This window comes from Methylobacterium sp. Leaf125 (assembly GCF_001423085.1).
Taxonomy (GTDB): domain Bacteria; phylum Pseudomonadota; class Alphaproteobacteria; order Rhizobiales; family Beijerinckiaceae; genus Methylobacterium.
Map to the genome: position 1 here is coordinate 1 of NZ_LMNU01000001.1, position 23,309 is coordinate 23,309.

The following is a 23,309-nucleotide window of genomic DNA, read 5'->3' on the forward strand; positions in this document are numbered from 1 at the left end:
GAGCCATGTTGGAGTTGACCCCGTTTGTGGTCCACGGCCTATGCAAGTTCTCGGGCTGTGACAGCTTGGTTGGCGAAGGCTCGGGGCGTCAAGCCGCCCAGGGCCGTGTGGGGTCGATCTTCGTTGTAGTGGCATCTCCATTCCTCGATGCGCTCACGGGCATCGGCCAGAGACAGGAACCAAGAGGCGTTCAGGCATTCCGCTCGTAGGCGGCCGTTGAACGACTCGACGTAGGCGTTGTCGGTGGGCTTGCCCGGTCGGGAGAAGTCGATCTCGACCCCGTTCAGGTAGGCCCACTGGTCAAGCATGCGCCCGGCGAACTCCGGTCCATTATCCACCCGCAGGCTCTTGGGCCGTCCCCTCAGCTTGACCAAGGCGTCGAGCGCCTCGGTCACTTGGTAGGCGCGGAAGTTGGCTCTCGGTGTGAGTGAGAGCGCCTCTCGCGTGTGGCAATCGACAACGGTCAAGATCCGGAACGGACGTCCGTCGAAGATGCGGTCGGACATGAAGTCCATAGCCCAGACCTCGTTGGGCCCACCGATCGCCGGTCGCCCCTGACGGTAGCGCCAGGCTCGCTTGCGCTTGGGCAGCTTGGGCCGGATCGATAGCCCCTCGTCTCGGTAGATCCGGTAGGTGCGCTTGTGGTTCACCTCCCAGCCCTCCCGTCGCAGCAAGATGTGCAGCCGCCGGTAGCCGTAGCGGACCCGTGCGGCGGCCAGCTCCTTCAACCGCATCCGCAGAGCGACCTGCGGGTCGGCTCGCTTCCTGTAACGCTGGGACGAACGGCCGAAGCCGGTGGCCTGGCAGGCCCGACGCTCACTGATGTCGTAGGCCACCTGCAAGTGACCGGCGACTTCACGGCGAACGGCGGGCCTCACCACTTTCGTTTGAGGACGTCCTGCAGCATGGAGCGGTCCAGCGTCAGGTCGGCGACCAGCCGCTTGAGCTTACCATTCTCGTCCTCCAGCTGCTTGAGCCGTCGGATCTCCGGCACGCCCATGCCGACGAACTGCTTCTTCCAGCGATAAAAGGTCGGCTCAGATACGCCCATCTTCCGGCAAACTTCGTCCACCGTCGCGCCGTTCTCCGCCTGCCGCAGGGCGAAGGCGATCTGTTCATTCGTGAAGCGTTTGCGAGGCATGGCATCCACCCTCCTTCAGGGTTCAGGATGCCCGAAAAACTTGCGCTCAGCGCGGACCAGTTTGCTGGGTCAGGGTCANGTGAAGCGTTTGCGAGGCATGGCATCCACCCTCCTTCAGGGTTCAGGATGCCCGAAAAACTTGCGCTCAGCGCGGACCAGTTTGCTGGGTCAGGGTCAATGTGGAGGATGTCATCATGGGGCGGAAGAAGCACACGGCCGAAGAGATTGTCGCCAAGCTTCGTCAGGTGGATGTTCTGGTCTCGCAAGGTCGCAAGGTTGCCGAAGCAATCCGCTCCATCGAGGTGACTGAGGTCACGTATGACCGCTGGCGCTCCGAATATGGCGGCCTGACGGGTGACCAGGTCAAGCGGCTGAAGTCTCTGGAGACCGAGAACCAGCGGCTTCGTCGGGCGATCTCCAATCTGACCTTGGAGAAGCTCATCTTGAAGGAGGCAGCTTCGGGACCCGAAGGGCAGCGCCAGCAAAACTTCTGAACCCGGCTCGCCGCCGGGCTTGTGTCGCTTACGTCGTGGCCGAGCATGGCGTGTCGGAACGCTTCGCCTGCCGCGTCCTGGGGCAGCATCGTTCGACGCAACGCAAGACCGCCGTCCTGGTCGAAGACGAGGCCGCTCTGACGGCCGCGATCATCGCATTCGCCGTCCAGTACGGGCGCGACAGTTGCCGTCGGATTGCGGCCTTGCTCCGGCGTGACGGCTGGACGGTGAACGTGAAGCTGGTCGAGCGCATCTGGTGCCGTGAAGGGCTCAAGGTTCCGGCTCGGCAGTCGAAGCGGTCGCGCCTCTGACTCGACGACGGCTCCTGCCTGCGACTGCGGCCCGAGCGGCCTGACCACGTCTGGTCCTACGACGTCGTCGAGCACCGGACGCACAACGGACGCAAGGACCGGATGCTGAACGTCATCGATGCGTTCACCCGCGAGTGCCTGGCGATCCGGGTCGCCCGTAAGCTGAAGGCCCTCAATGGGATCGACGTGCTCTCGGACATGTTCAGCCTGCGCGGGGTGCCAGGCCCTATCCGTTCGGACAGCGGACCTGAGTTCATCGCTCGATCTGTCCGAGATTGGATCGCAGCGGTCGGCTCGGAGGTCGCCTACATCGAATCGGGCAGTCCGTGGGAGAACGGTGACTTACGAGAGCTTCGACGCGAAGCTGCGCGATGAACTCCTCGACGGCGAGGTGTTCTTCGCCCTCAAGGAGGCCAGCGACGTGATCGAGCCATGGCGGAAGCACGACAACAGCATCCGACCGCACTCGTTGCTCGGCGACCAGCCGCCTGCGCCCGAAGTCATCCTCTGGCCAACGGAACCGAACGGCTCAGTGCCGACCGCGCGCCCTGCCATCGTCACGCGACCGACGATGCACGAACTTCGAACCTGGACCACCAGATCGGGGCAGGCCAGGTCGCCCCGATCCCCAAAAGGTAGTGGCCTATCAATTAGCCTGCAATGGGACAGGCCCGGACCGAGGATCGGGACGGCGCCCCGCCATGGGACGAGGACCGCTGGGGACGTTCGATCGACCCTCCTCCCGCTCCGCCCGACGGCTCCCCGCGCCCGCTGCCTGGACAGACCTTTACACCGACAGACCCCCGCCCCGCCCGGAGCGGATGCGTCGACAACGCGTTCCGCTCCACACGGGTGAGTCCGCCGCACGGCCGAGGCCGGTCGCCCGGCATGGAGGGATGATGACCGGGACCTTGCACGCGCAGCTGATCGGAACCTGGACGCTGGTATCGTACGTGGAAAGGCCCACCGACGGCTCGGCCCCGTCCTATCCGCTGGGCGAGCGCCCGCGGGGACTGATCCTGTACACGCCGGACGGGTACATGTCGGCGCAGCTCATGCGGCCGGGCCGCCCCGCCTTCGCCTCCGGGGACTGGTTCGTCGCCACACCCGAGGAACTCGCCGCGCAGGCGATGGGCTACATCGCCTATTCCGGCCCGTTCCGGATCGAGGCGGAGGGGCTGCTCTCCCACACGATGGCCGTGTCGCTGTTCCCGAACTGGCTCGGGCAGACCCAGCCGCGCCTCGTCTCCCTCGAGGGGGACACCCTTCGCCTGAGCACCGCGTCGCCGATCCGCTCCGGCGGCCGGGAGGTCACCTACCACCTGACATGGCGCCGCGCCGCCGCCGGTTAGGGCCTGCGTCGCCGCGCAAGGCCCCTTGTGGGCGAGGATTCGGGGCGATTTGTCGGAATGCTGCGACGGGGTACTCTCCCGACAGGGAGATACGCCGATGATGACCTCGACGACGGCCGACAGGGCCGCGCCATCGATCTATGACCGGGACCTCGACCGCAACCCGGCGAATTACCAGCCGCTGACGCCCCTGAGCTACCTCGACCGGTCGGCGCGCGTCTTCCCGGATCACTGCGCGGTGATCCACGGCCCCCTGCGCCGCAGCTATGCCGAGCTCTACGCGCGCTGCCGCCGCCTCGGGGCGGCCCTGGCGGCACGCGGCATCGGGCGCGGCGACACCGTCGCGGTCATCCTCGCCAACACGCCCGAGATGATCGAGGTCCATTACGGGGTGCCGATGACCGGCGCCGTGCTCAACACCCTGAACACCCGCCTGGACGCCGCCGGCCTCGCCTTCTGCCTCGACCACGGCGAGGCCAAGGTGCTGATCACCGACCGGGAATTCTCGAAGGTCGTGGCCCCGGCGCTGGCCCAGGCCCGGGTCAAGCCCCTGGTGATCGATGTCGACGACCCAGACTTCACCGGCCCCGGCACGGCGGTCGGCAGCCTCGGCTACGAGGCGCTCCTGGCGGAGGGCGACCCGGCCTGGGACTGGGCGATGCCCGGCGACGAGTGGGACGCGATCTCCCTGAACTACACCTCGGGCACCACCGGCGACCCGAAGGGCGTGGTCTATCACCATCGCGGCGCCGCCCTGCTCTGCCTCGGCAACGTCATCACGGGCAATCTCGGGCAGCACCCGGTCTATCTCTGGACCCTGCCGATGTTTCACTGCAACGGCTGGTGCTTTCCCTGGACCCTGTCGGTGGTCGCCGGCACCCATGTCTGCCTGCGCCAGGTCCGGGCCGGCGCGCTCTACCAGGCCCTGGCCGAGCACGGCGTCACGCATCTGTGCGGGGCGCCGATCGTGATGCAGCTCCTCCTCAACGCACCCGAGGCGGAGCGCCGCCCCCTGCCCCGGCGGGTCGCCTTCCTGACGGCGGCCGCGCCGCCGCCCCAGGCGGTTCTCGGCGCCATGGGCGCCGCCGGCTTCGACGTCACCCACCTGTACGGTCTCACCGAGACCTACGGCCCGGCCGTGGTGAATGCCTGGCACCGCGACTGGGACGCCCTCGACGACGAGGCCCGTGCCGCCCGGATGGCGCGCCAGGGCGTGCGCTATCCCGTCCTCGAGGGCTTCGACATCCGCGACCCCGAGACCTGCGCGTCCGTGCCGGCGGATGGCGAGACCATGGGCGAGGCGATGTTCCGCGGCAACGTGGTGATGCGCGGCTACCTGAAGAACCCGAAGGCGACGCAGGCGGCCTTCGCGGGCGGCTGGTTCCGCTCCGGCGACCTCGGGGTCAAGCACCCGGACGGCTACATCCAGCTCAAGGACCGCTCGAAGGACATCATCATCTCGGGCGGCGAGAACATCTCCTCCATCGAGGTGGAGGACGCCCTGTTCCGCCACCCCGCCGTCTCCGCCGCCGCGGTCGTGGCCCGCCCCGACGCGAAGTGGGGTGAGACCCCGATGGCGTTCGTCGAGCTGAAGCCCGGCGCCACCGTGGAGGCCGACGCCCTCATCGCCTGGTGCCGCGAGCGGCTGGCCGGCTACAAGCTTCCGCGCCACATCGTGTTCGGAGACCTGCCGAAGACCTCGACCGGCAAGGTGCAGAAGTACCTGCTGCGGGAGCGGGCGAAGGACACGTGAGCGATCGACGGTCCCGCCCGTCGCCGATCACGCCGGGGCCGCGAACCTGCGATGGACCAGGGCGGCCTCGTCGGCCGTCAGGTTGTAGAGGGTCTCGATCGTCCGATCGAGACTGGAACGAACCTCCCGGAAGCGCGGGATCGCCTCCGCCCGGACCTTGAGGCTCGGATGGGCGGTGAGCTGCGCGCCGAGCTGCAGCAGGTGCCCGACCTGCGCGACGATCGCGGCATGGGTCCGCGCCTCGCCGGCATCCCCCAGGTCGAGCAGCCGGATCGGCAGGGCGGCGAGTTCGTTCGTTCCGACATTGTTGTTGGAGCTGGTGAGCTGGAATCGCCATTGCAGCAGCCGACTGTTCAGGCAGGCGAGGATGTATTCCGGGGACAGGCCGCAGGTCGGAGCGACGACGACCGCGTTGGTCGAATCGGCGAAGTACCAGCCCGGCTCCGAGAGGGTCGCGACGATCCGATACCGCTCGTCGACGCCGGTGATCCTCTGGGTCGCGATGCGCCGGACGCCGACGGCATCCGGCGTGACGTGGGTCCGCTCGTATCGCGCACGGTCGAACCATTCGACCCGCCCCTGGCTCAAGGTACGGTGGATCGCGTAAGCCGAGACCTCGACGCCCTTCAGGAGCCGGCTGTGCCGGGGGTCGTCCGTGATGTAGGCGCGGTAGACTGTCTGGTTGATCTCGCCCCGGGCGATCCGAAGGCCCTCGATCCCGTCGAGGCGCGCGACTGAGTTCGATTGATGCAGCTTCTTGGCCAGCTCCCACGAGGCCTGATCGGTGATCGGGATCGGCAGGCCCAGGGGATCGATGGCCGCCAATTCGCTCCGTTGCATCGTCACGTCGCGGGAGGGATCATCGAAGGATGCCCGGGGATAAACCTGCAGGCCGATGCGCGGGTTGTGCTTGCGCCGGGACGGTGCACGCTTGCGGCCTCCCACGACCACCGTCGACAGCTTGGCATCGTAGAAGACGCGATGCTGGCGGATGTCCTTCTGCGGAAAGGCCTGCGCGCGCAGCGCGTCGACCTGATCCAGGAGCGAGAGGCGGGTCCTCTTGCAGCTGAAATCGGCCAGGAGCGCCATGGGTACGATCATGCCCAGGGACCCGTTGTGCCTGACGAGTTGCAGGCTCTGGATCAGGAAGAACCGGAACAGGTTCAGCTTGCCGCCCTTCGCGGCGTCCAGGCGGTCGGTCCGGGCGAGGTAGGCGCGGAAGACATCGTGCGGCCAGGAGGCCGCGCCGCGCGCCTTCTCGATGACGTCGTAGGGCGGATTGCCGATGACCGCATCGAACCAGCCGCGGGCACGGACCTCCGGAAACGACAGCTCCCAGGAGAACGGTTTCGCCTCGGTGATCCGCAGGTCGGCCGGCAGAAGCGCGTAGGCATCCTGTCCGACGAGGCTGTTGCCGACATGGATGTTGCCGGACAGGTCCGGAAGGAACGTCTCGTTCGGGAACAGCACCCTCTGCCGCCCCAGGGTGGATTGGGTCTCGCCCTCGAGGATCTTGAGATAGATCGACATCTCCGAGACTTCGACCGCCTGGCGATCGATATCGACGCCGAAGATGCAATCCTTGGCGATGCGCTTCTTGAGCTCGCTGGTCAGCTTCAGGTCGCCCTGCGCGTCGACATAGACGGATTTCCCGTCCCGCTTGTCGCCGTTGAGATGGTAATAGTGGATATGCGCCTGGAAGAGCTTTTCCAGCGCACGGATCAGGAAGGTTCCAGAGCCGCAGGCCGGATCGAGGATCCGGATCCGGCGCATCTGTTCCGGCGTCTTGCCCTCGAGGAGCGGCGCCAGGGCGCCGTCGACGATCTGCGCGACGATGTGTTCGGGCGTGTAGAAGACGCCGCCCTGCTTCCGGATCTCGGGCTTCGGCGTCACGTTCCCCTGTCCGTCGATGATCGAGCCGAGGAAGCGCTCGTAGACGGAGCCCAGGATCTCGATCGGCAGGGTGCTGAAGAGGTAGGGCGACTCGTCCCCGGCCAGATGATCGATGAAGTCGGCGAGCCACCGGTCATCGACCACGCAGGACTCGACGAAGTGGGACGGCGTTCCGGCCCGTCCGTAGAGCCCGCCGTTGAAGGCCGCCCGCATGTTCGCCTGGTTGCCGACGATCAGGGGCCACAAGTCGCCCTTCCGGCGTCCGTTCCGCTCCCAGAGTGCCAGCGCCTGCCGCAGCGTCTGGAAGGTATCGATGTCGCGATCCTCGCAGACCCTCTGGAAGATCAGGCGATCGAGGATCACCTGGACGGCTTCGTTGATCGCGTCCACGTCCCAGTGCAGGGCGGCATTGTGCCGGATCAGGGACTTGGCCAGCCGGGCGCGCTCGCCTTCGAGATACTGCAGGAAATCGGTATCGACGGCCCGGTTGCGGTCCGGCTTGATCAGCCAGAGTTGCCGGTCGGTCCGGGAGGTGACCTTGGGCAGGTTCTGGATGAAAGCTTCCAGCGATCCGGCCGCGACGGCCTGCCGTGACAGCAGATCCCAGATCTTGGGCGCCGCATCCCGGTAGTCCTGGTAGCAGAGGCGCCAGCCCGGCACGACGCTGAACGGCTTCTCCCGGCTCGGCTTCCCCCCGACCACGAACAGGTTCAGCTCGTCGAAATTCGTCGTCAGGCCGATCCAGAGACGCAGGTTGTAGACGTAGTTCTGCAGCTGGAACCGATGGTTCTCGAGCTTCTCGGGAAACTTCTTCGCTTCGCAGACGAACCGGTCGAAGCCGCCGATCCGAAACACGTAATCGGCCTTGCCGTTGATGATCCCATCATAGGCCCTGTACTCGACCCGTACGTCTCGCATGAAGGGCGGATCGTCCTTGGTGTTCCTGACGTCCCAGCCCAAGGCCTCGAAGAACGGATCCAGGTACTCGTTTCGCAGCGAGTATTCGTCCAGGCCCCTGCGATACTCCGGGCGATATTTCGCGAATCGCTGGCACAACCGGTCCAGGACCTGGAGAAACTGATCGAACTCGCGGCCTCGCTGCAGGTCCATCCGACACACTCCAACGCATCCGCATCCGTCTCGAACGAGCGTTCCGGGGTCAGCCGATCGCCGGACCGGCACCCGGGCGAAGGGGGACGGGCTCGGCCGCCCGGCGGGCTTCGCCACGCGGCGGAGCAGGGCACCGCCGTGCAGGCGGCATCGCCCTGAATCCGAAGGGACCGGACGGATTCGAAGGGGCTGGCACCCCGCGGGGGCGGGATCCGGTCCGATCCATGGGCGAACCGAGGAATCCTGCGAGGCCGGGGGGATCGGTGACGGGAATACGCGACATGATCCAACCTAACGTTGGATCAGTATTTATTCTAGGTGCTATTTTGGATTCTCCCATGCGCTGTCGAAGGCGCCGGTATCGGGGAAGCGGAACGAAAAAAGGCCGGGCTTTCGCCCGGCCTCGTGTCGTCAGTGCGTGGGGTGGCTGGGTGCGCTTAGGCGACGCCGCCCGAGCGCTCGAAGCGCTTGCGCTCATTGGGGTCGAGGTAGGTCTTGCGCAGCCGGATGGATTTCGGCGTGACCTCCATCAGCTCGTCGTCCTGGATCCAGGCGAGCGAGCGCTCCAGGGTCATGCGGATCGGCGGCGTCAGGCGCACCGCCTCATCCTTCGAGGTGGTGCGGATGTTGGTGAGCTTCTTGCCCTTGAGCACGTTCACCTCGAGATCGTTCTCGCGGTTGTGCTCGCCGATGATCATGCCCTGGTACACCTTGGCGCCGGGCTCGATCATCATCGGGCCGCGGTCCTCGAGGTTCCACATGGCGTAGGCCACGGCCTCGCCCTTGTCGTTCGAGATCAGCACGCCGTTGCGGCGGCCGGGCATCTCGCCCTTGTAGGGCTCGTAGGCCTTGAACAGCCGGTTCATGATCGCGGTGCCGCGGGTGTCGGTCATGAGCTCGCCCTGGTAGCCGATCAGGCCGCGGGTGGGCGCATGGAAGACGAGGCGCAGGCGGGACCCGCCCGACGGCTTCATCTCGATCATCTCGGCCTTGCGCTCGGACATCTTCTGCACGACGACGCCGGAATACTCCTCGTCGACGTCGACCACGACCTCCTCGACCGGCTCGAGGACGTTGTCGTTCTCATCCTTCGAGAGCACCACGCGGGGACGCGAGACGGCGATCTCGAAGCCCTCGCGGCGCATGGTCTCGATCAGGATAGCGAGCTGCAACTCGCCGCGGCCCGAGACGAAGAACGAATCCTTGTCGGCGGCCTCCTCGATCTTGAGCGTGACGTTGCCCTCGGCCTCCTTGAACAGGCGGTCGCGGATCATGCGGCTCGTGACCTTGTCGCCCTCGGTGCCGGCGAGCGGCGAATCGTTGACGATGAAGGACATCGTCACGGTGGGCGGATCGATCGGCTGGGCCTGGATCGGGGTCTCGACCTGCGGGTCGCAGAAGGTGTCGGCCACGGTGCCCTTCACGAGGCCCGCGATGGAGACGATGTCGCCGGCCTCACCGACGTCGATGGGCGCGCGCTCCAGGCCGCGGAAGGCCAGGATCTTCGAGACGCGGCCGGTCTCCACGAGCTTGCCCGTGCGGTCCATGACCTTGATGGCCTGGTTCGGCTTCACGGTGCCGGAGGCGATGCGGCCGGTGATGATGCGGCCGAGGAAGGGGTTGGCTTCCAGCAGGGTGCCGAGCATCCGGAACGGGCCGTCCTCGACCTTGGCCTGGGGCACGTGCGCCAGGACGAGGTCGAACAGCGGCGCGAGGCCCTCGCTCTGGTCGCCGTCCGGCGAGGTCGCCATCCAGCCGGCGCGGCCCGAGCCGTAGAGGATCGGGAAGTCGAGCTGCTCGTCGGTGGCGTCGAGGGCCGCGAACAGGTCGAATACCTCGTTCACCACCTCGGTGATGCGGGCATCCGGACGGTCGACCTTGTTGATCGCCACGATCGGCTTGAGGCCGATCTTGAGGGCCTTGCCGACCACGAACTTGGTCTGGGGCATCGGGCCTTCGGCCGCGTCGACCAGCACGATCACGCCATCCACCATCGAGAGGATGCGCTCCACCTCGCCGCCGAAATCGGCGTGGCCGGGGGTGTCGACGACGTTGACGCGGGTGTCCTTCCAGACGACCGAGGTCGCCTTGGCCAGGATGGTGATGCCGCGCTCCTTCTCGAGGTCGTTCGAGTCCATGGCGCGTTCCTCGACGCGCTGGTTCTCGCGGAACGATCCGGACTGCGACAGCAGCTTGTCGACGAGCGTCGTCTTGCCGTGGTCGACGTGGGCGATGATGGCGATGTTGCGAAGCTTCATAGGGTATCCGGAAGCGAGAAGAGCCCGTCACGCGACGGGCCGCAGGAATGCGGCCGGCTGCGCCGGGTCACGGGATCGAGCTATCGCGTCGCAATATAAGGTGTGAGGCTCCGGGGCAAGGGGCGACCGCCGCAGGACCGAGCATGGCCCACCCCCGTCAGGCGCGGGCAGGTTCCGGGGGCCGGGCTCGCGCCCGGTCGCGGCCGAGCGCGGTGACGCAGACGAACGAGATCGCCGCGAGGGTGGTGCCGAAGGCGGCGATGGGCCACCAATGGCCCTGGAAGCGCTCGGCCAGGATGGTGCCGATGATCGGGGTGAGCCCGCCCGCCACCGCGCCGCAGACCTGGTAGGCCACCGAGATGGCGGTGTAGCGCACCCGGGTCGGAAAGGCGCCGGCCACGTAGCCGGCGATGACCGCGTAGAAGGTGGCGCTGCCGACGACGTTGAGGGCCAGCCCGAGCATCAGGGCCGGGACGGAGCCGAGATCGACCAAGAGGAAGAGGGGATAGGGCGCCAGCATCGCCCAGATCAGGGTGCCCTGGAGGAAGAGGCGCTCGTTGCGGATGACCTCGGCGATTCGCGCGCCTACCGGCGTCATCACCAGCTGGACGCAGGCCGCCACCAGCAATGCATCGAGGATCGTCGCCCGGGGCAGGCCGAGATATTGGGTCGTGTAGGTGATCATGAACGTGTTGAAGAGGTAGACCGAGCCGATCGCGAAGGTGTTGGCCCCCGCCGCCAGGGCCAGCGGCCTCAGGCTGGTGGCCAGGACCTCTCGAATCGGGGCCTGGGCAGGGGCCGCCGCCCGGTTCTCCGCGGTTCGAGCATCCTGAAAGTCCGGTGATTCGCCGACGCCGAGGCGGATGAACAGGCCGACGAAGAGCAGGACGATGCTGACCAGGAAGGGCAGGCGCCAGCCCCAGGCGAGGAAGCTGTCCTTGTCCATCAGCCCGGCGAGGCGGAATGCCAGCAGCGACAGGATCTGCCCGGCGGGACTGCCGAGCTGAGCGAAGGAGGCGAAGAAGGTCGCGCGCCCCTTCGGCGCGTGCTCGGCGGCGAGCAGCACCGCCCCGCCCCACTCGCCGCCCACGGCGATGCCCTGGAGAATGCGCAGGCACACCAGCGCCACCGGCGCCCAGATCCCGATGCTGGCATAGGTGGGCAGCAGGCCGATGCCGGTGGTCGCCAGCCCCATCATCACCAGGGTGACGACGAGGGCCCGCTTGCGCCCGAGCCGGTCGCCGACATGGCCGAAAACCACGCCGCCGAGGGGCCGGGCGAGGAAGCCCACCGCGAAGGTGCCGAAGGCCGCCAGGGTCGCGACGAAGGGCGTCGCCTCGGCGAAGAACAGCGGCCCGAACACCAGGGCGGCGGCCGTGCCGTAGATGAAGAAGTCGTACCACTCGATCGTGGTGCCGACGAAGGCGGCGATGGCGGCCCGGGCGGGCTGGCGCGGCGCGGACTCGGGGGATGGGCTCGGGCGCATGCGCGGCTCTCTTTTCTGGGAATCGGGCCCGGACGCCCAGCAAGGGACGGACCGCGCGGCGGAGGCGCGTGGCCGGCCCCACCTTGCCGCGTCGCGCGGGTGGATGCGAGAGTTCGCGACCGGTCCTCGGAGCACGCGGGGCGCGGGGCCGAAGGACGACGATGGAACTCAAGTGGATCGAGGACTTCATCAGCCTCGCCGAGACGCGCAGCTTCTCGCGCTCGGCCGAGGCGCGGTTCGTCACGCAATCGGCCTTCAGCCGGCGCATCCGGTCCCTTGAGGTCTGGCTCGGCACGGTGCTGCTCGATCGCAGCACCTACCCCATCACCCTCACGGCGGACGGACGCCAGTTCCTCGAGACCGCCGAGGAGGTCCTGCGCCTCCTCACCCTCAGCCGCGCCGACTTCCGGACTCGCAGCGAACGCACCAGCCTGCCGGTGGTGACGATCGCCGCGCTCCACTCCCTCTGCCTCTCCGTCCTGCCGCGCTGGCTGAACGGCATCCGCGAGGCGGTCGGGCCGATGGCGAGCCGGGTCCTGCCCGACAACTTCAACATCTGCGTCCAGGCGCTGGTGGAGGGCGGCTACGACCTCCTGCTGACCTATCACCATCCGGGGATTCCGATGCCCCTCGACCCGGAGCGCTATCCGCACCGGGTGATCGGACGCGACAGCCTCGTGGCGGTGGCCGCCCCGAACGGCCTTCCGCCAGACCGCGAGGGACGGCGGCCGCTGCTGCAGTATTCGCGCGGCTCCTTCCTCGGCCTCCTCGCCGCCATCGCCCAATCCGCGGAGGGTGCGCCCGTCACCTACCCGATCCACACCAACGAGAACTCCATGGCCGAGGCCCTGCGCTCCATGGCGCTGGCCGGCCACGGGGTCGCCTGGCTCCCCGTCAGCCTGGTGGCGGGGGAGATCGCCTCCGGCGCCCTGGCGGTCGTCAGCGCCGAGATGCTGATGGAGATCCGGCTCTATCGCAGCGCCGAGCGCGCCCGGCCCTTCCTCGATGCGGTCTGGGCCGCCGCTGCCCTCGACGAACCAAACTATGCGTTACAGGAATAATCTCGGTCGAAACTAGCATTGGCGCCGGGGTCGGAGCGGGATTACTGCCCTCCCCGGCGGCGCACCGAGCCGCACCCGTCCCGCGGCGCGTCGCGGGCGCGCCCCTTCCGACCCTCCACGCAGACTCGAGGCGAGGCCGTCCGCGCGGCTGCGCCGCCGCGCCCGCGTGGCCGATTCCCGACCGGCACACCGTGCCGGACCGCATCCGCACGCCCATCGCTTCGGACCCCGGACGTCCGGACGCCAGGAGAGAGCCGTGACCCGCATTCCCGTTGATGGCCATCCGACCCGCACCGAGCACGACCTCCTGGGCGACCGGGAGGTGCCGCAGGCGGCCTATTACGGCGTCCACTCCCTGCGGGCGGTCGAGAACTTCGCGATCACGGGCCGGACCCTGGCCGACTGCTCGGACCTCATCAATGCGCTCGCGGCGATCAAGCAGGCGGCGGCGCTGGCCAACCGGGAGCTCGGCCTCCTCGATGCGGCCCGCACGGATGCCATCGTGGCAGCCTGCGAGGAGATTCGCGCCGGTGCCCTGCACGACCAGTTCGTGGTCGACCTGATCCAGGGCGGTGCCGGGACCTCCACCAACATGAACGCCAACGAAGTCATCGCCAACCGGGCGCTGGAGATCCTCGGCCACGAGCGCGGCGCCTACGAGCACCTGCACCCGAACGAGCACGTCAACATGGGCCAGAGCACCAACGACGTGTACCCGACGGCCCTGAAGATCGCCGCCACCGGCGCCATCCGACGGCTGATCGACGCGATGGCGGCCTTGCGCGGCAGCTTCGCCGCCAAGGCGACCGAGTTCGCCGACATCCTCAAGATGGGCCGCACCCAGCTGCAGGACGCGGTGCCGATGACGCTGGGCCAGGAATTCGGCACCTACGCGCTGATGCTGCGCGAGGACGAGACCCGGCTCGGGGAAGCCGCCCTGCTGATCCGCGAGATCAACATGGGGGCCACCGCCATCGGCACCGGCATCACCGCGCATCCGCTCTACGCCGCCCGCGTCTGTGCACGGCTCTCCGAGATCACCGGCATCCCCCTGCAGACCGCCGAGGATCTCGTCGAGGCGACGCAGGATTGCGGTGCCTTCGTGCAGCTCTCGGGGGTGCTCAAGCGGGTGGCCGTCAAGCTGTCGAAGACCTGCAACGACCTGCGCCTCCTCTCCAGCGGGCCGCGGGCCGGCTTCAACGAGATCAACCTGCCGGCGCGGCAGGCCGGCTCCTCGATCATGCCCGGCAAGGTGAACCCGGTGATCCCCGAAGTGGTCAACCAGGTCGCCTTCGAGGTCATCGGCAACGACGTGACCATCACCTTCGCGGCGGAGGCCGGTCAGCTCCAGCTCAACGCCTTCGAGCCGATCATCGCCTACAGCCTGTTCAACAGCCTCACCCACCTGCGCGCGGCCTGCATCACCCTCGACCTGCACTGCGTCCGGGGCATCACCGCCAACCGCGAGCGCCTGCGGGCCAGCGTCGAGCAATCGATCGGCATCGTCACCGCCCTCAACCCCTATATCGGCTACCGCAACGCCACCGCCGTGGCCCTGGAGGCCCATGCCACCGGGCGCGGGGTCTACGAACTCGTCCTCGAGCAGGGCCTGATGGCCAAGGCGCAGCTCGACGCCGTGCTGCAGCCGGACCGCCTGACCCGGCCGCAGGCCTTCGCGGCGGCCTGAGGATGGCTCCCCGCCCCTCTGCGGGAGAGGGGGCAAGGGCCAGACGGCGTGGCGCCGCGCCCATCACCGCACCACCGGGTCACGCCATGACCCGCGGGACAGAGCGCCGGCACGGCGCCAACAGCACCACACAGGGAGGAACACCATGACGCACGGCGACGCCAAGGCGGACGGCAGGAAATCCGGCCGGCTCACCCTCTACACCGGCCTCGGGCTCGTCCTCGGCATCCTGGTGGGAGCGGTCCTGCACGGGATGGCGGCGGGGCCGGCGGAGGCCAAGGAGATCGCCGGCTATTTCACCCTCTGCACCGACATCTTCCTGCGCCTGATCAAGATGATCATCGCACCCCTGGTCTTCGCCACCATCGTGTCGGGCATCGCGAGCTTCGGCGACACCCGGGCGGTGGGCCGGGTCGCGGCCCTCGCCATGGGCTGGTTCCTCACCGCCTCCGTGGTCTCGCTGACCCTCGGATTCCTCGTCGCCAACCTGTTCCAGCCGGGGGCCGGCCTCGCCCTGCCCCTGCCGGAGGCCGGGGCCCAGTCCGGGCTCAAGGCCGCCTCCCTCAACCTGCGCGACTTCCTCACCCACGTGTTCCCGACCAGCATCGTCTCGGCCATGGCCACCAACGAGGTGCTGCAGATCCTGGTGTTCTCGATCTTCTTCGGCTCCGGCCTCAGCGTGATCGACCGGCGCTACGCCGACCCGATGGTGCACATGATCGACGGTCTCGCCCGGGTGATGTTCGCCGTCACCGACGCGGTGATGCGCCTGGCGCCCGTCGCGGTCTTCGCCGCCATCGCGGCCGTGATCACCGTGCAGGGCCTCGGCGTCCTCATCGATTACGGCAAGTTCATCGGCGCGTTCTACCTCGGCCTCGCGGTACTCTGGATCCTCCTGATCGGGGCCGGCTGGCTGGCGCTGGGCCACCGGGTGGTGCGCCTGCTGGACCTGCTGCGGGCGCCGATGATCCTCGCCTTCTCCACCGCCAGCAGCGAGGCCGCCTTCCCCCGCACCGTCGAGGTGCTGGAGACGTTCGGCGTCCGCCCCCGGGTCACCGGCTTCGTGCTGCCGCTCGGCTACTCGTTCAACCTCGACGGTTCGATGATGTATCAGGCGATGGCGGCGCTGTTCATCGCTCAGGCCTTCGGCATCCATCTCGGGGTGGCCGAGCAGTTCACCATGCTCCTCGTCATGATGGTGACGAGCAAGGGCATCGCCGGCGTGCCGCGTGCCTCCCTCGTGGTGGTGGCCGCGACCGTGCCGATGTTCGGGCTGCCAGCGGCGGGCATCCTGCTCATCATGGGAGTCGACCAGATCCTCGACATGGGCCGCACCGTGACCAACGTCCTCGGCAACGGCCTCGCCACGGCGGCCGTCGCCCAATGGCAGGGCGAGATGGACGCCGAGCGGGATGCGGAGACGGACGGTTCCGCGGAGGCCTCGGCGGCGACGTCCCCCCTGGCCCCGGCCCGCAGCTGAGGCGCTACTTCGCCGCCACCGGCCGCACGGACCAGGTCGCCCAGTAGACGGGGCGGCCGAACACGCTCGATGCGTTCGCGCCGCCCGCCCCTGGCGCGAGCCGGTCCAGCCAGGTCAGGAAGCCGGCCTTGGCGCGATAGCTCGTCGGGGTCGCGAGGTTGCCGTAGCGGTCCGTCATCCAGAAGTGCTGGCTGCGCCCGAAGCGGCCCGACCCGTCGCCGCCCGAGCGCAGGCCGAGATAGGCGGTCGAGCGCATGATCGCCTGCGGCTCCGAAAACCAGGTGAGGCCCGCAAGGGAGCCCGGCGCGAGGTCGGCGGTGTACTGCACGCAGATGTCGGCGACGGGACCGTCCATGGTGTTGGCGGGGCGGTTGCAGCGATAGGCCGCCACCCAGCGGTCCATGTCCCGGGCCTTGGCCACCCGCACCAGGCTCTGGGCCGGCAGCGGCTCCGCGACGGTCCGGGCCGGCGACCAGACGCGGTCGGCGGTGAGGTCGCGGCTGGTCCGCAGGTAGAGGCCCATCCGCCGGGTCGCCGCCGGCTCGTTGCAGTCCGAGGGCAGCACGTCGGTGTAGTAGTAGTGATAGACCTGATCGACCACGCTGATCGCGCCGACCAGATCGGTGCGGTCGAAGCCCTGCCCGGCGCAGTTGCCGATGATCGCCGCCCCGGTCTCGTCGAGAACGGCGCTGGGGCTCGGCGCCTCCGGCGTCCGCGACCGGCCGCGACGGGAGCGCTCCGCCGGACGGTCCGCGCCGAACGGCGTCCAGACCGTCCCCGCCTCGGTGCGGCCGCGGATGTCGAAGCCCTTGAAGTCCAGCGTGCGGGCCTGGAGCAGCGCGTGCCGGTTGCCGGCCTCGGTGGGCACCGCCGCGAGGAAGAAGACGTAGCTGTAGGCATCCCCGCCCCAGGCGCGCCCCGCCACCGTCATCGGATACCGGGCCGCGATGCCCTCGCTGGCGGGCTCGGGCGCCGGTACGGGCGGGGATTCGGCCCGGCGACGGCCGCGGCGGCGTCCGCGCTCCTGGGCGCCGCCGCCTTCTTCGCTGCGAGTACCTTCTTGACCGCGAGTGCCTTCTTGGCTGCGGGCAACCTCGCGGGCCATCTCCCACAGGCGTCCTTGGGTCGGCGGCATCGTGGTGGCGAGTTGCTCCGGCATCGCGCCGGAGCGGACCGAGCCGCCGTCGAGAGCGTCGGTGGCGCGGCGCGGCGCGCAGGCCCGGGCCGTCTCACCGCGCCGGGATTTCCCGGCGACCGGGGGCGTCTCGGCCTGGTACACGGCCTGGAGCGGGCCGGTGCCGGGCGTCGTGCGGATCACCTGTACGCTGCTGGCGGATTCACAGGCCGGGGGCGCGAAGAACACCCCCTCGGCCTCGCTCCCCCGGCAGATCTCCAGCGTCCCGCCACCGGTGACGTAGCAACTCGTGTCGGTGGTCTGTGCGCCCGCGGGGCAGGTCGCGAACCCCAGGAGAAGCGGCAGGAAGGCCGACGGGACGGCGCGCATGCGGGCCGGCTGACGGGGAACGCCGGAGGGCGCAGCGAGGGGGAAGGTCCGCGGATGTGTCACGGTGGAGAGGGTTAGCGTAGCCCCGCGGTTCGACAAGGCTTCACCGGGGTGCCATCCACACCGCCGGTCCTCACATTTCCGCGGACGGCCCCGCGTCAGCGGGCGTCCCGGGCCTCCGTCCCGCACCACTCGGCGATGAACAGCGCCATCGCGGTGGTGATCCGCTGCACGGAGGCGAGGCTGACGCGCTCGTCGAAGCCGTGGATGTTCTGGCTGACCGGGCCGTAGCAGAGGGCCGGCACCTGGTCGTAGAGGGCGTAGACCCGCGTATCGAGATAGCTCGGCGACATGAAGCTCTGCAGCTCCGCGCCGGTCGCGGTCCGGTGCGCCCGGCCGAGCACCGCCTCGGCCTCCGATCCCTCCGCCAGGGCGTAGCCCTCGGAGAAGAAGCCGTTGAAGCTGACGCGGGGCGGGGTGTTCGACAGGAAGGCGTCGTCCCGGGCGAAATCGCCGATGGCCTGCTCCACCGCGCGGGCGGCCTCCCCGGCCGAGACGCCGGGATAGAGGGCGATGCGGCAGTCGATCCGGCACCAGGCCGGCACCGAGGAGGCCCAGTCGCCGCCTTCGATCCGACCGATATTGAGGTTGATGGCGTCGGGCTGGTCGGCGAAGTGGGGATGGGCCGCCTTCTCGGCGTTCCAGCGCGCCTCGAGGGCCCGCAGGGCGCCGATCACCCGGTAGGTGGCGTCGATGGCGTTGGCGCCGGCCCCCATCTCGCGGACATGGACCGGACGGCCGCGGACCTCGACGGTGAACCACAGCACGCCGACATTGGCGCGCACGAGCTTCTCGTCCTCGGGCTCGGGGATCAGCACGGCATCGGCGCGGTACCCGCGCAGGTGGGTCATCAGGGCGCCGTTGCCGGTGGATTCCTCCTCGACCACGGATTGCAGGGTGACGGTGGCCGCGGGCTGAAGCCCGATCCGGGCCAGCGCGTCGAGGGCGAACAGGTTGGCGGCGTGGCCCGCCTTCATGTCGGCGGCACCCCGTCCGTACATCCAGTCGCCGTCGACGACCGGCTCGAAGGGTGGGTGGGTCCAGAGGTCCGCGGGGCCGGGCGGCACCACGTCGACATGGGCCTGGAGGATCAGCGAGCGCCCCGTCTCGGCCCGCGGCCGATGGATGCCGACCACGAGGGGCGCCTGCGAATGCGTCTCCGACATCGCCGCCCCGCCCGGATGGGCGGCCAGGGCGGCCCCGTCCATGGTGAAGCGGTCGAGGGCGTAGCCGCGGGCCCGGAAGGCCCGGAAGACGAAGTCCTGGATCGCGTGCTCGGCCCCCCGGGTCGACCCGAACCGCACCAGGGCCTGGGTGTGGGCGACCTGTTCGGGAAAGCCCGCCGCGACGGCCTCGACGATGCGGTCGGCGAGGGCGGGATCGAGGGGCATCGGCGCTCCGGCGTTGGCGAGGGATGCGGCCAGGATAGCGATGTCGGCCGGTTCAGGCGAGCAGTGCCGCCGCCAGCGCCAGGGGCAGGGCGAGGAGGGCGGCCGGGCGGATCCAGGCCGGGCGGTAGGACACCAGCCCGACCACCAGGAGGGCCGCGCCGGTCAGCGAGCCGATCCACTGCACCGGGCCGAAATTCCAGTCCGAGGTGACCACGGCAGCCGCGAAGGAGGCGGCGAGGGCGGCCCAGCCGGCGAGGCGCAGCGCCCGGGCGCGGGCCCGCGTCTGGCCGCGCCCGGCGATGGCCCGATGGTGGCGGTCCATGGCGAGGCAGAGGGCCGCCAGCCCGGCGAAGCTCAGGGCGAGGTTGAGGGCGATGGAGAGCGGCGTCATGCTTCGACGAGACCTTCGGGCACCCGGGCCGGGCCGGGGCGCGCGGCCTTCGCGGCTTGCCGGCGCGCCTCGTAGTGGGACACCTTGCGCGCCCCGAGGGCGAGGGCGAGGCCCAGCCCCAGCATGGCGGCGTCGAAGGCCAGGAAGTCGAGGCCGCGATCCGTGGTCAGCGCGCCGACCACCGGGACGGCGCCGAACAGGAGGCCTGCGGCGAGGCCCAGCTCGGTCCAGGCCCTGCGGTGCGGCCGAAGCAGGGATACGACGGCGGCCAGCGCCCAGGCACCGAAGAACACGCCTCCCTCCCAGGTCGCCCGATGGGCGAGGTCGACGGGCAGCAGCCGGTTGCCGAGGAAGAACGCCGCCATGCCGATGGGCAGGCCGAGGATCGTCCCGATGTTGAGGCCGCGCACCAGGCGCAGACCGAAGCCCGGCGCCTCGCCCGTCTTCGGCGCCCGGGCGACGGTCCAGAGGACGAGACCCGTGGCGATGGTGGCCGCGCCGAGCAGGCCGCAGAGGAAGAACAGCGCCCGCAGGGCCGTGCTGGCGAAATGCGCCTCGTGCAGGCCCATGAAGCTGGTGAAGACGCGGGCGGCCGGCTTCAACGGCTCGACCCGCTCGACGACGCTCCCGGACGCGGCATCGAAGGCGATCTGCGGATGCTGATGGGCGAGGCCGTGGGGCTCCTCGAAGACGGCGACCACGGTGGCGTTGGCGTCGCCCGGATTGTTGACGATGACCATCTCGAGAGGTTCCGAGATCTCACCCTGGGCCCGGGCCAGCAGGGGCGCCAGCGGCACGGCCTCGCCGGGCCGGCCCGCGGCCGGGCGCCAGGTCGTGGTCTGAGCCGCCTCGACGTAGAAGCGCAGGTCGTCGCCCTTGTAAGCGGCCGTCACGCCCCAGGGCATGTACATCACGCCGAGGGTCACGATCCCCGTATAGGTGATCATCAGGTGGAACGGCAGGGCAAGGACGCCCGTGACGTTGTGGGCATCGAGCCAGCCGCGCTGGGCCGACCTGTCCCGCCGGAAGGTGAAGAAGTCGGCGAAGATGCGCCGATGCGTGACGATGCCGGAGATCAGGGCGATGAGCAGGATCATCGCGGCGGCGCCGACGATCCAGCGGCCGAGGGCCGGCATCATCTGGAGCTCGTAGTGAAAGCGGTAGAAGAAGTCGCCGCCCTGGGTGTCGCGCGCCTTGGTGGGCGCGCCGGTCTCGACGTCGAGCATGGCCTGCCCGAGGGGGGCCTCCAGGCTGTCCATCCAGTAGACGGCGATCACCGGCCGGTCCGGCTGCGGCGCGGAGACGTACCAGGCCATGGCCTTCGGCGCGTGGGCCTTCAGGTAGGCAATGCCGCGCTCGGCGGCCGGAATCGCATCGTTGGGGCCGGCCCGCAGCTCCGGGCGCATCCAGAGCGAGAGGTCGGCGCGGTAGTAGGTGGCCGTGCCGGTGACGAACACGGCGAACATCACCCACCCGGTGACGAGCCCGGCCCAGGTGTGGAGCCAGGCCATCGACTGGCGAAATCCCTGTCTCATGCGGGCGGTCCCATCGCGACACCGTCGAGGGCCAGCCAGAGCCCGAGGCCCACCAGCGCGATCGGAAGCCCGAGGCCCAGGGCGGCGCGCAGCAGGGTGCGGGCGGCAAAGACCCAGATCACGGCGCCGGCCAGGATGGCGAAGCTGATCAGGGTCGCGGTGGCCACCGCCTCGGAGCGCACCATCGGCAGGGTCAGCGACAGGAAGGCCGTCGCGAGCCCGGCCAGGGCGTAGCCGCCGAAGGCCGCCAGGCCCACGCGTGCCGCCACCGCGCAGCGGTAGCGCCAGCCACTTCGCGAGCGGGCCCTGTCGAGGGGACCGGAAATATCCGTCACAGGCAACACCTTCGAGACGCGCATGGGCGAGACAGGTGCGGAGGCAGGCCCCGCAAAGGCAGGCAGGATCGGCAATCCCGGCCGGGACAAAACGCCGACCGATCCCCCAATGCGTGAGGATCACCCCCGCTATAGCGATCCTGGTCTTGGGCTCGCAAACCCTATGTTATGGAATCATTCCAATTCGACTTTCGGATGCTGCGTCCCGCCGGCGACACCGTCGCGCTCCGCATACCGGTGCGCCGGTGTGGCCCAGCGATGGCCCGACGGAATTCGTGTTGACGGGCCGCAGGTCGCGCCCTGTGCCGCAGGGACGCAGGTTAGGATAAGGTGACGGCCAGCGCCCGCTTCCCGCGAACATCGCCCGAGAACAAGACACCCGATCGTGACCGCAAGCTCCCCCCGTCCCCCGATCCGCTTCCGCGGCCGCTCCTTCATGGCCCTGGTGCTCGCCCCGGTGCTGCCCGTCTCGGACTGGCTCGGCGAACTCGACGCGCTGGCCCGGCGCTCGCCGGCCTTCTTCGTGGGTCGCCCCGTCATCCTCGACGTGGCCGGGCTCGGGCTCGAGCGGGAGGCCCTCGTCGCCCTGGTGGCCGACCTCGCCGCCCGCGACGTCGCCGTGATGGGCATCGAAGGGTCCGACCCGGGCCAGCTCGGGGCCGGTCTGCCACCGCCCCCGGCGGGCGGGCGCCCGGTCGATGCGGTTCCGACCCCAGAGGCCTCGGCGGACGCCGCGCCGGATACGCCCGTGGTGCCGTCGGCGCCGGCCCCGTTCCGCTCGCTGATCCTCGATGCGCCCGTCCGCTCCGGCCAGACGATCCTGCACCTGGAGGGCGACATCACCGTGATGGGCTCAGTGGCCTCCGGGGCCGAGGTGATCGCGGGCGGATCGCTCCACGTCTACGGCGCCCTGCGCGGCCGGGCGATCGCGGGAGCGGCCGGCAACCCGGAGGCCCGCATCACCTGCCGCCGGTTCGAGCCGGAACTCATCGCCATCGACGGGCTCTACCGCACCGCCGACGACCTCGGACCGGTCCAGCGCGGCCTGCCGGCCCAGGTCCGGCTCGAGGGCGACGCCATCAAGGTGGCGGGGCTGGACTAGGCCCTACCGGCCCGTCCAGGCCGGCGGGCGCTTGGCGAGGAACGCCTCCATGCCCTCGCGAAAATCCGCGCTGGTGTAGCAGAGGCGGATCAGGTCGTCGCCGGGACGGTCTTGGCTCAGATGGTCTTGCCCGGAACGGTCTTGGCCGGAATGGTCTTGCCCGAGATGGTCTTGGCCCGCATCGTCCGTGTCCTGGAGGCGGCGCAGGCCCTCCTTGGTCGCCCGCAGGGTGAGCGGCGCGTGACCGGCCACCAGGGTCGCGAGTTCCGTGGCGCGGGCCGCCAGGGCCTCCGCATCCGTCACGACCTCGCCGACGAGCCCGATGGCGAGGGCCTCCTCGGCACCGACGAGGCGGGCGGTGAAGATCATGTCCTTGACCCGCGCCGGGCCGATCAGGGCCGAGAGGCGGCGCAGGTTGCCGAGGGAGAGGCAGTTGCCCAGGGTGCGGGCGATGGGAAAGCCCAGGCGGGCATCGCGGGTGGCCAGCCGCAGGTCGCAGGCCGCCGCGATGGCCGCGCCTCCGCCCGTGCAGGCGCCGGCGATCGCCGCGATGGTGGGAACGGACAGGCGCTCGAGTGCACCCATGACCCGGTCCATGAAGCGCTCGTAGTCGATCGCGTCCTGCGCGCTCGTGAAGCTCCGGAACTGGGCGATGTCGGTGCCGGCCGCGAAGGCCTTCTCGCCCGCCCCCGCGATGACCAGCGCCTTGACACGCCCCTCCGCCTCGATGCGCGCGCAGGCGTCGATCAGGCCCTGGTACATCCCGAAGGTGAGCGCGTTGCGCGCCTGCGGCCGGTTGAGGGTGAGCCGCGCGATGCCGCCCTCGACCGTGAAGAGAAGCTCGTCGGTATGAGACGCGTCGGACGTGGTCATGCGGGGTCCCTGGGCGCCGAGCGCGGATGCGTGACCCTCCCTCTCGCCCATCGGGGTCGGCCGGAGCAAGCGGCCGGCGCCCCGCCCCGCCC

The 23,309-nt window shown here is 69.5% G+C and carries 16 protein-coding genes and 1 pseudogene; 7 read left to right on the forward strand and 10 right to left on the reverse strand.

Annotated features, from left to right (window positions below; translation table 11 throughout):
* Positions 1-38 precede the first annotated feature (38 nt).
* A protein-coding gene (locus tag ASF58_RS00005) for an IS3 family transposase (protein WP_156375492.1) occupies positions 39-1,141 on the reverse strand; the annotation gives its coding sequence in 2 pieces (ribosomal slippage) (positions 39-880 and positions 880-1,141; 1,104 coding nt in all).
* Between the two features lie 194 nt (positions 1,142-1,335).
* On the opposite strand from ASF58_RS00005, the pseudogene ASF58_RS00020 reads away from it, so the two are divergent.
* The 3 genes and pseudogenes from ASF58_RS00020 to ASF58_RS00030 form a co-directional block, all read left to right on the forward strand.
* Positions 1,336-2,454 (forward strand): annotated as a pseudogene (locus ASF58_RS00020) (IS3 family transposase); the annotation flags it as partial.
* 391 nt (positions 2,455-2,845) lie between these two features.
* Complete coding sequence (locus ASF58_RS00025) at positions 2,846-3,298, forward strand: lipocalin-like domain-containing protein (protein WP_200930151.1); 453 nt, start codon at positions 2,846-2,848, stop codon at positions 3,296-3,298.
* A 97-nt stretch (positions 3,299-3,395) separates the two neighbouring features.
* A complete protein-coding gene (locus ASF58_RS00030) occupies positions 3,396-5,051 on the forward strand; it encodes an acyl-CoA synthetase (RefSeq protein WP_055945788.1) in 1,656 nt (551 codons plus the stop codon).
* 27 nt (positions 5,052-5,078) lie between these two features.
* Here the strand turns inward: ASF58_RS00030 and ASF58_RS00035 are convergent, their stop codons facing one another.
* The 3 genes from ASF58_RS00035 to ASF58_RS00045 form a co-directional block, all read right to left on the reverse strand.
* Positions 5,079-8,054 carry a DNA methyltransferase gene (locus ASF58_RS00035; protein WP_055945791.1) on the reverse strand — a complete coding sequence of 992 codons (2,976 nt, stop codon included), beginning with the start codon at positions 8,052-8,054 and terminating at the stop codon, positions 5,079-5,081.
* 437 nt (positions 8,055-8,491) lie between these two features.
* Positions 8,492-10,312 (reverse strand): translational GTPase TypA, encoded by a 1,821-nt coding sequence (gene typA / locus ASF58_RS00040; RefSeq protein WP_055945793.1) that lies wholly within the window; start codon positions 10,310-10,312, stop codon positions 8,492-8,494.
* 157 nt (positions 10,313-10,469) lie between these two features.
* Positions 10,470-11,798, reverse strand: coding sequence for an MFS transporter (locus tag ASF58_RS00045; protein WP_055945796.1), 1,329 nt, complete (start codon positions 11,796-11,798; stop codon positions 10,470-10,472).
* A 161-nt stretch (positions 11,799-11,959) separates the two neighbouring features.
* On the opposite strand from ASF58_RS00045, the gene ASF58_RS00050 reads away from it, so the two are divergent.
* The 3 genes from ASF58_RS00050 (at position 11,960) to ASF58_RS00060 (ending at position 16,026) form a co-directional block, all read left to right on the forward strand.
* On the forward strand, positions 11,960-12,859 hold the full coding sequence (locus ASF58_RS00050; RefSeq protein ID WP_055945797.1) for a LysR family transcriptional regulator: 900 nt from the start codon (positions 11,960-11,962) through the stop codon (positions 12,857-12,859).
* 256 nt (positions 12,860-13,115) lie between these two features.
* A complete protein-coding gene (aspA, locus tag ASF58_RS00055) occupies positions 13,116-14,546 on the forward strand; it encodes an aspartate ammonia-lyase (protein ID WP_244477139.1) in 1,431 nt (476 codons plus the stop codon).
* Positions 14,547-14,691: 145 nt separating this feature from the next.
* Entirely contained in the window at positions 14,692-16,026 is a 1,335-nt protein-coding gene (locus tag ASF58_RS00060; protein ID WP_055945800.1) for a dicarboxylate/amino acid:cation symporter, read from the forward strand.
* A gap of 4 nt (positions 16,027-16,030) precedes the next feature.
* On the opposite strand, the gene ASF58_RS00065 is transcribed toward ASF58_RS00060, so the two are convergent.
* The 5 genes from ASF58_RS00065 to ASF58_RS00085 form a co-directional block, all read right to left on the reverse strand.
* Entirely contained in the window at positions 16,031-17,530 is a 1,500-nt protein-coding gene (locus ASF58_RS00065; protein WP_156375493.1) for a hypothetical protein, read from the reverse strand.
* Positions 17,531-17,688: 158 nt separating this feature from the next.
* A complete protein-coding gene (locus ASF58_RS00070; RefSeq protein ID WP_055945803.1) occupies positions 17,689-18,981 on the reverse strand; it encodes an ArgE/DapE family deacylase in 1,293 nt (430 codons plus the stop codon).
* A gap of 52 nt (positions 18,982-19,033) precedes the next feature.
* Complete coding sequence (locus tag ASF58_RS00075) at positions 19,034-19,372, reverse strand: DUF3325 domain-containing protein (RefSeq protein ID WP_055945805.1); 339 nt, start codon at positions 19,370-19,372, stop codon at positions 19,034-19,036.
* The gene (locus ASF58_RS00080) at positions 19,369-20,907 is read right to left on the reverse strand and encodes a PepSY-associated TM helix domain-containing protein (protein ID WP_055945808.1); all 1,539 of its coding nucleotides are present in this window, start codon (positions 20,905-20,907) and stop codon (positions 19,369-19,371) included. Before ASF58_RS00080 ends, ASF58_RS00075 begins: the two co-directional genes overlap by 4 nt.
* Entirely contained in the window at positions 20,904-21,233 is a 330-nt protein-coding gene (locus ASF58_RS00085; protein ID WP_156375531.1) for an iron transporter, read from the reverse strand. Before ASF58_RS00085 ends, ASF58_RS00080 begins: the two co-directional genes overlap by 4 nt.
* A 445-nt stretch (positions 21,234-21,678) precedes the next feature.
* Between ASF58_RS00085 and minC the strand changes: the two genes are divergently transcribed.
* Positions 21,679-22,344, forward strand: a complete 666-nt coding sequence (minC, locus tag ASF58_RS00090; protein ID WP_055945814.1) for a septum site-determining protein MinC — start codon at positions 21,679-21,681, stop codon at positions 22,342-22,344.
* A 3-nt stretch (positions 22,345-22,347) separates the two neighbouring features.
* Here the strand turns inward: minC and ASF58_RS00095 are convergent, their stop codons facing one another.
* On the reverse strand, positions 22,348-23,217 hold the full coding sequence (locus ASF58_RS00095) for an enoyl-CoA hydratase/isomerase family protein (protein ID WP_055945818.1): 870 nt from the start codon (positions 23,215-23,217) through the stop codon (positions 22,348-22,350).
* Positions 23,218-23,309 lie beyond the last annotated feature (92 nt).

What these genes read in the sequence shown, in the direction of transcription:
- ASF58_RS00025 (WP_200930151.1), top strand. Translation starts at nt 2,846, where the DNA reads ATGACCGGGACCTTGCACGCGCAGCTGATCGGAACCTGGACGCTGGTA.
- ASF58_RS00030 (WP_055945788.1), top strand. Translation starts at nt 3,396, where the DNA reads ATGATGACCTCGACGACGGCCGACAGGGCCGCGCCATCGATCTATGAC.
- ASF58_RS00035 (WP_055945791.1), bottom strand. Translation starts at nt 8,054, where the DNA reads ATGGACCTGCAGCGAGGCCGCGAGTTCGATCAGTTTCTCCAGGTCCTG.
- typA (WP_055945793.1), bottom strand. Translation starts at nt 10,312, where the DNA reads ATGAAGCTTCGCAACATCGCCATCATCGCCCACGTCGACCACGGCAAG.
- ASF58_RS00045 (WP_055945796.1), bottom strand. Translation starts at nt 11,798, where the DNA reads ATGCGCCCGAGCCCATCCCCCGAGTCCGCGCCGCGCCAGCCCGCCCGG.
- ASF58_RS00050 (WP_055945797.1), top strand. Translation starts at nt 11,960, where the DNA reads ATGGAACTCAAGTGGATCGAGGACTTCATCAGCCTCGCCGAGACGCGC.
- ASF58_RS00060 (WP_055945800.1), top strand. Translation starts at nt 14,692, where the DNA reads ATGACGCACGGCGACGCCAAGGCGGACGGCAGGAAATCCGGCCGGCTC.
- ASF58_RS00065 (WP_156375493.1), bottom strand. Translation starts at nt 17,530, where the DNA reads ATGCGCGCCGTCCCGTCGGCCTTCCTGCCGCTTCTCCTGGGGTTCGCG.
- ASF58_RS00070 (WP_055945803.1), bottom strand. Translation starts at nt 18,981, where the DNA reads ATGCCCCTCGATCCCGCCCTCGCCGACCGCATCGTCGAGGCCGTCGCG.
- ASF58_RS00075 (WP_055945805.1), bottom strand. Translation starts at nt 19,372, where the DNA reads ATGACGCCGCTCTCCATCGCCCTCAACCTCGCCCTGAGCTTCGCCGGG.
- ASF58_RS00080 (WP_055945808.1), bottom strand. Translation starts at nt 20,907, where the DNA reads ATGAGACAGGGATTTCGCCAGTCGATGGCCTGGCTCCACACCTGGGCC.
- minC (WP_055945814.1), top strand. Translation starts at nt 21,679, where the DNA reads ATGGCCCTGGTGCTCGCCCCGGTGCTGCCCGTCTCGGACTGGCTCGGC.
- ASF58_RS00095 (WP_055945818.1), bottom strand. Translation starts at nt 23,217, where the DNA reads ATGACCACGTCCGACGCGTCTCATACCGACGAGCTTCTCTTCACGGTC.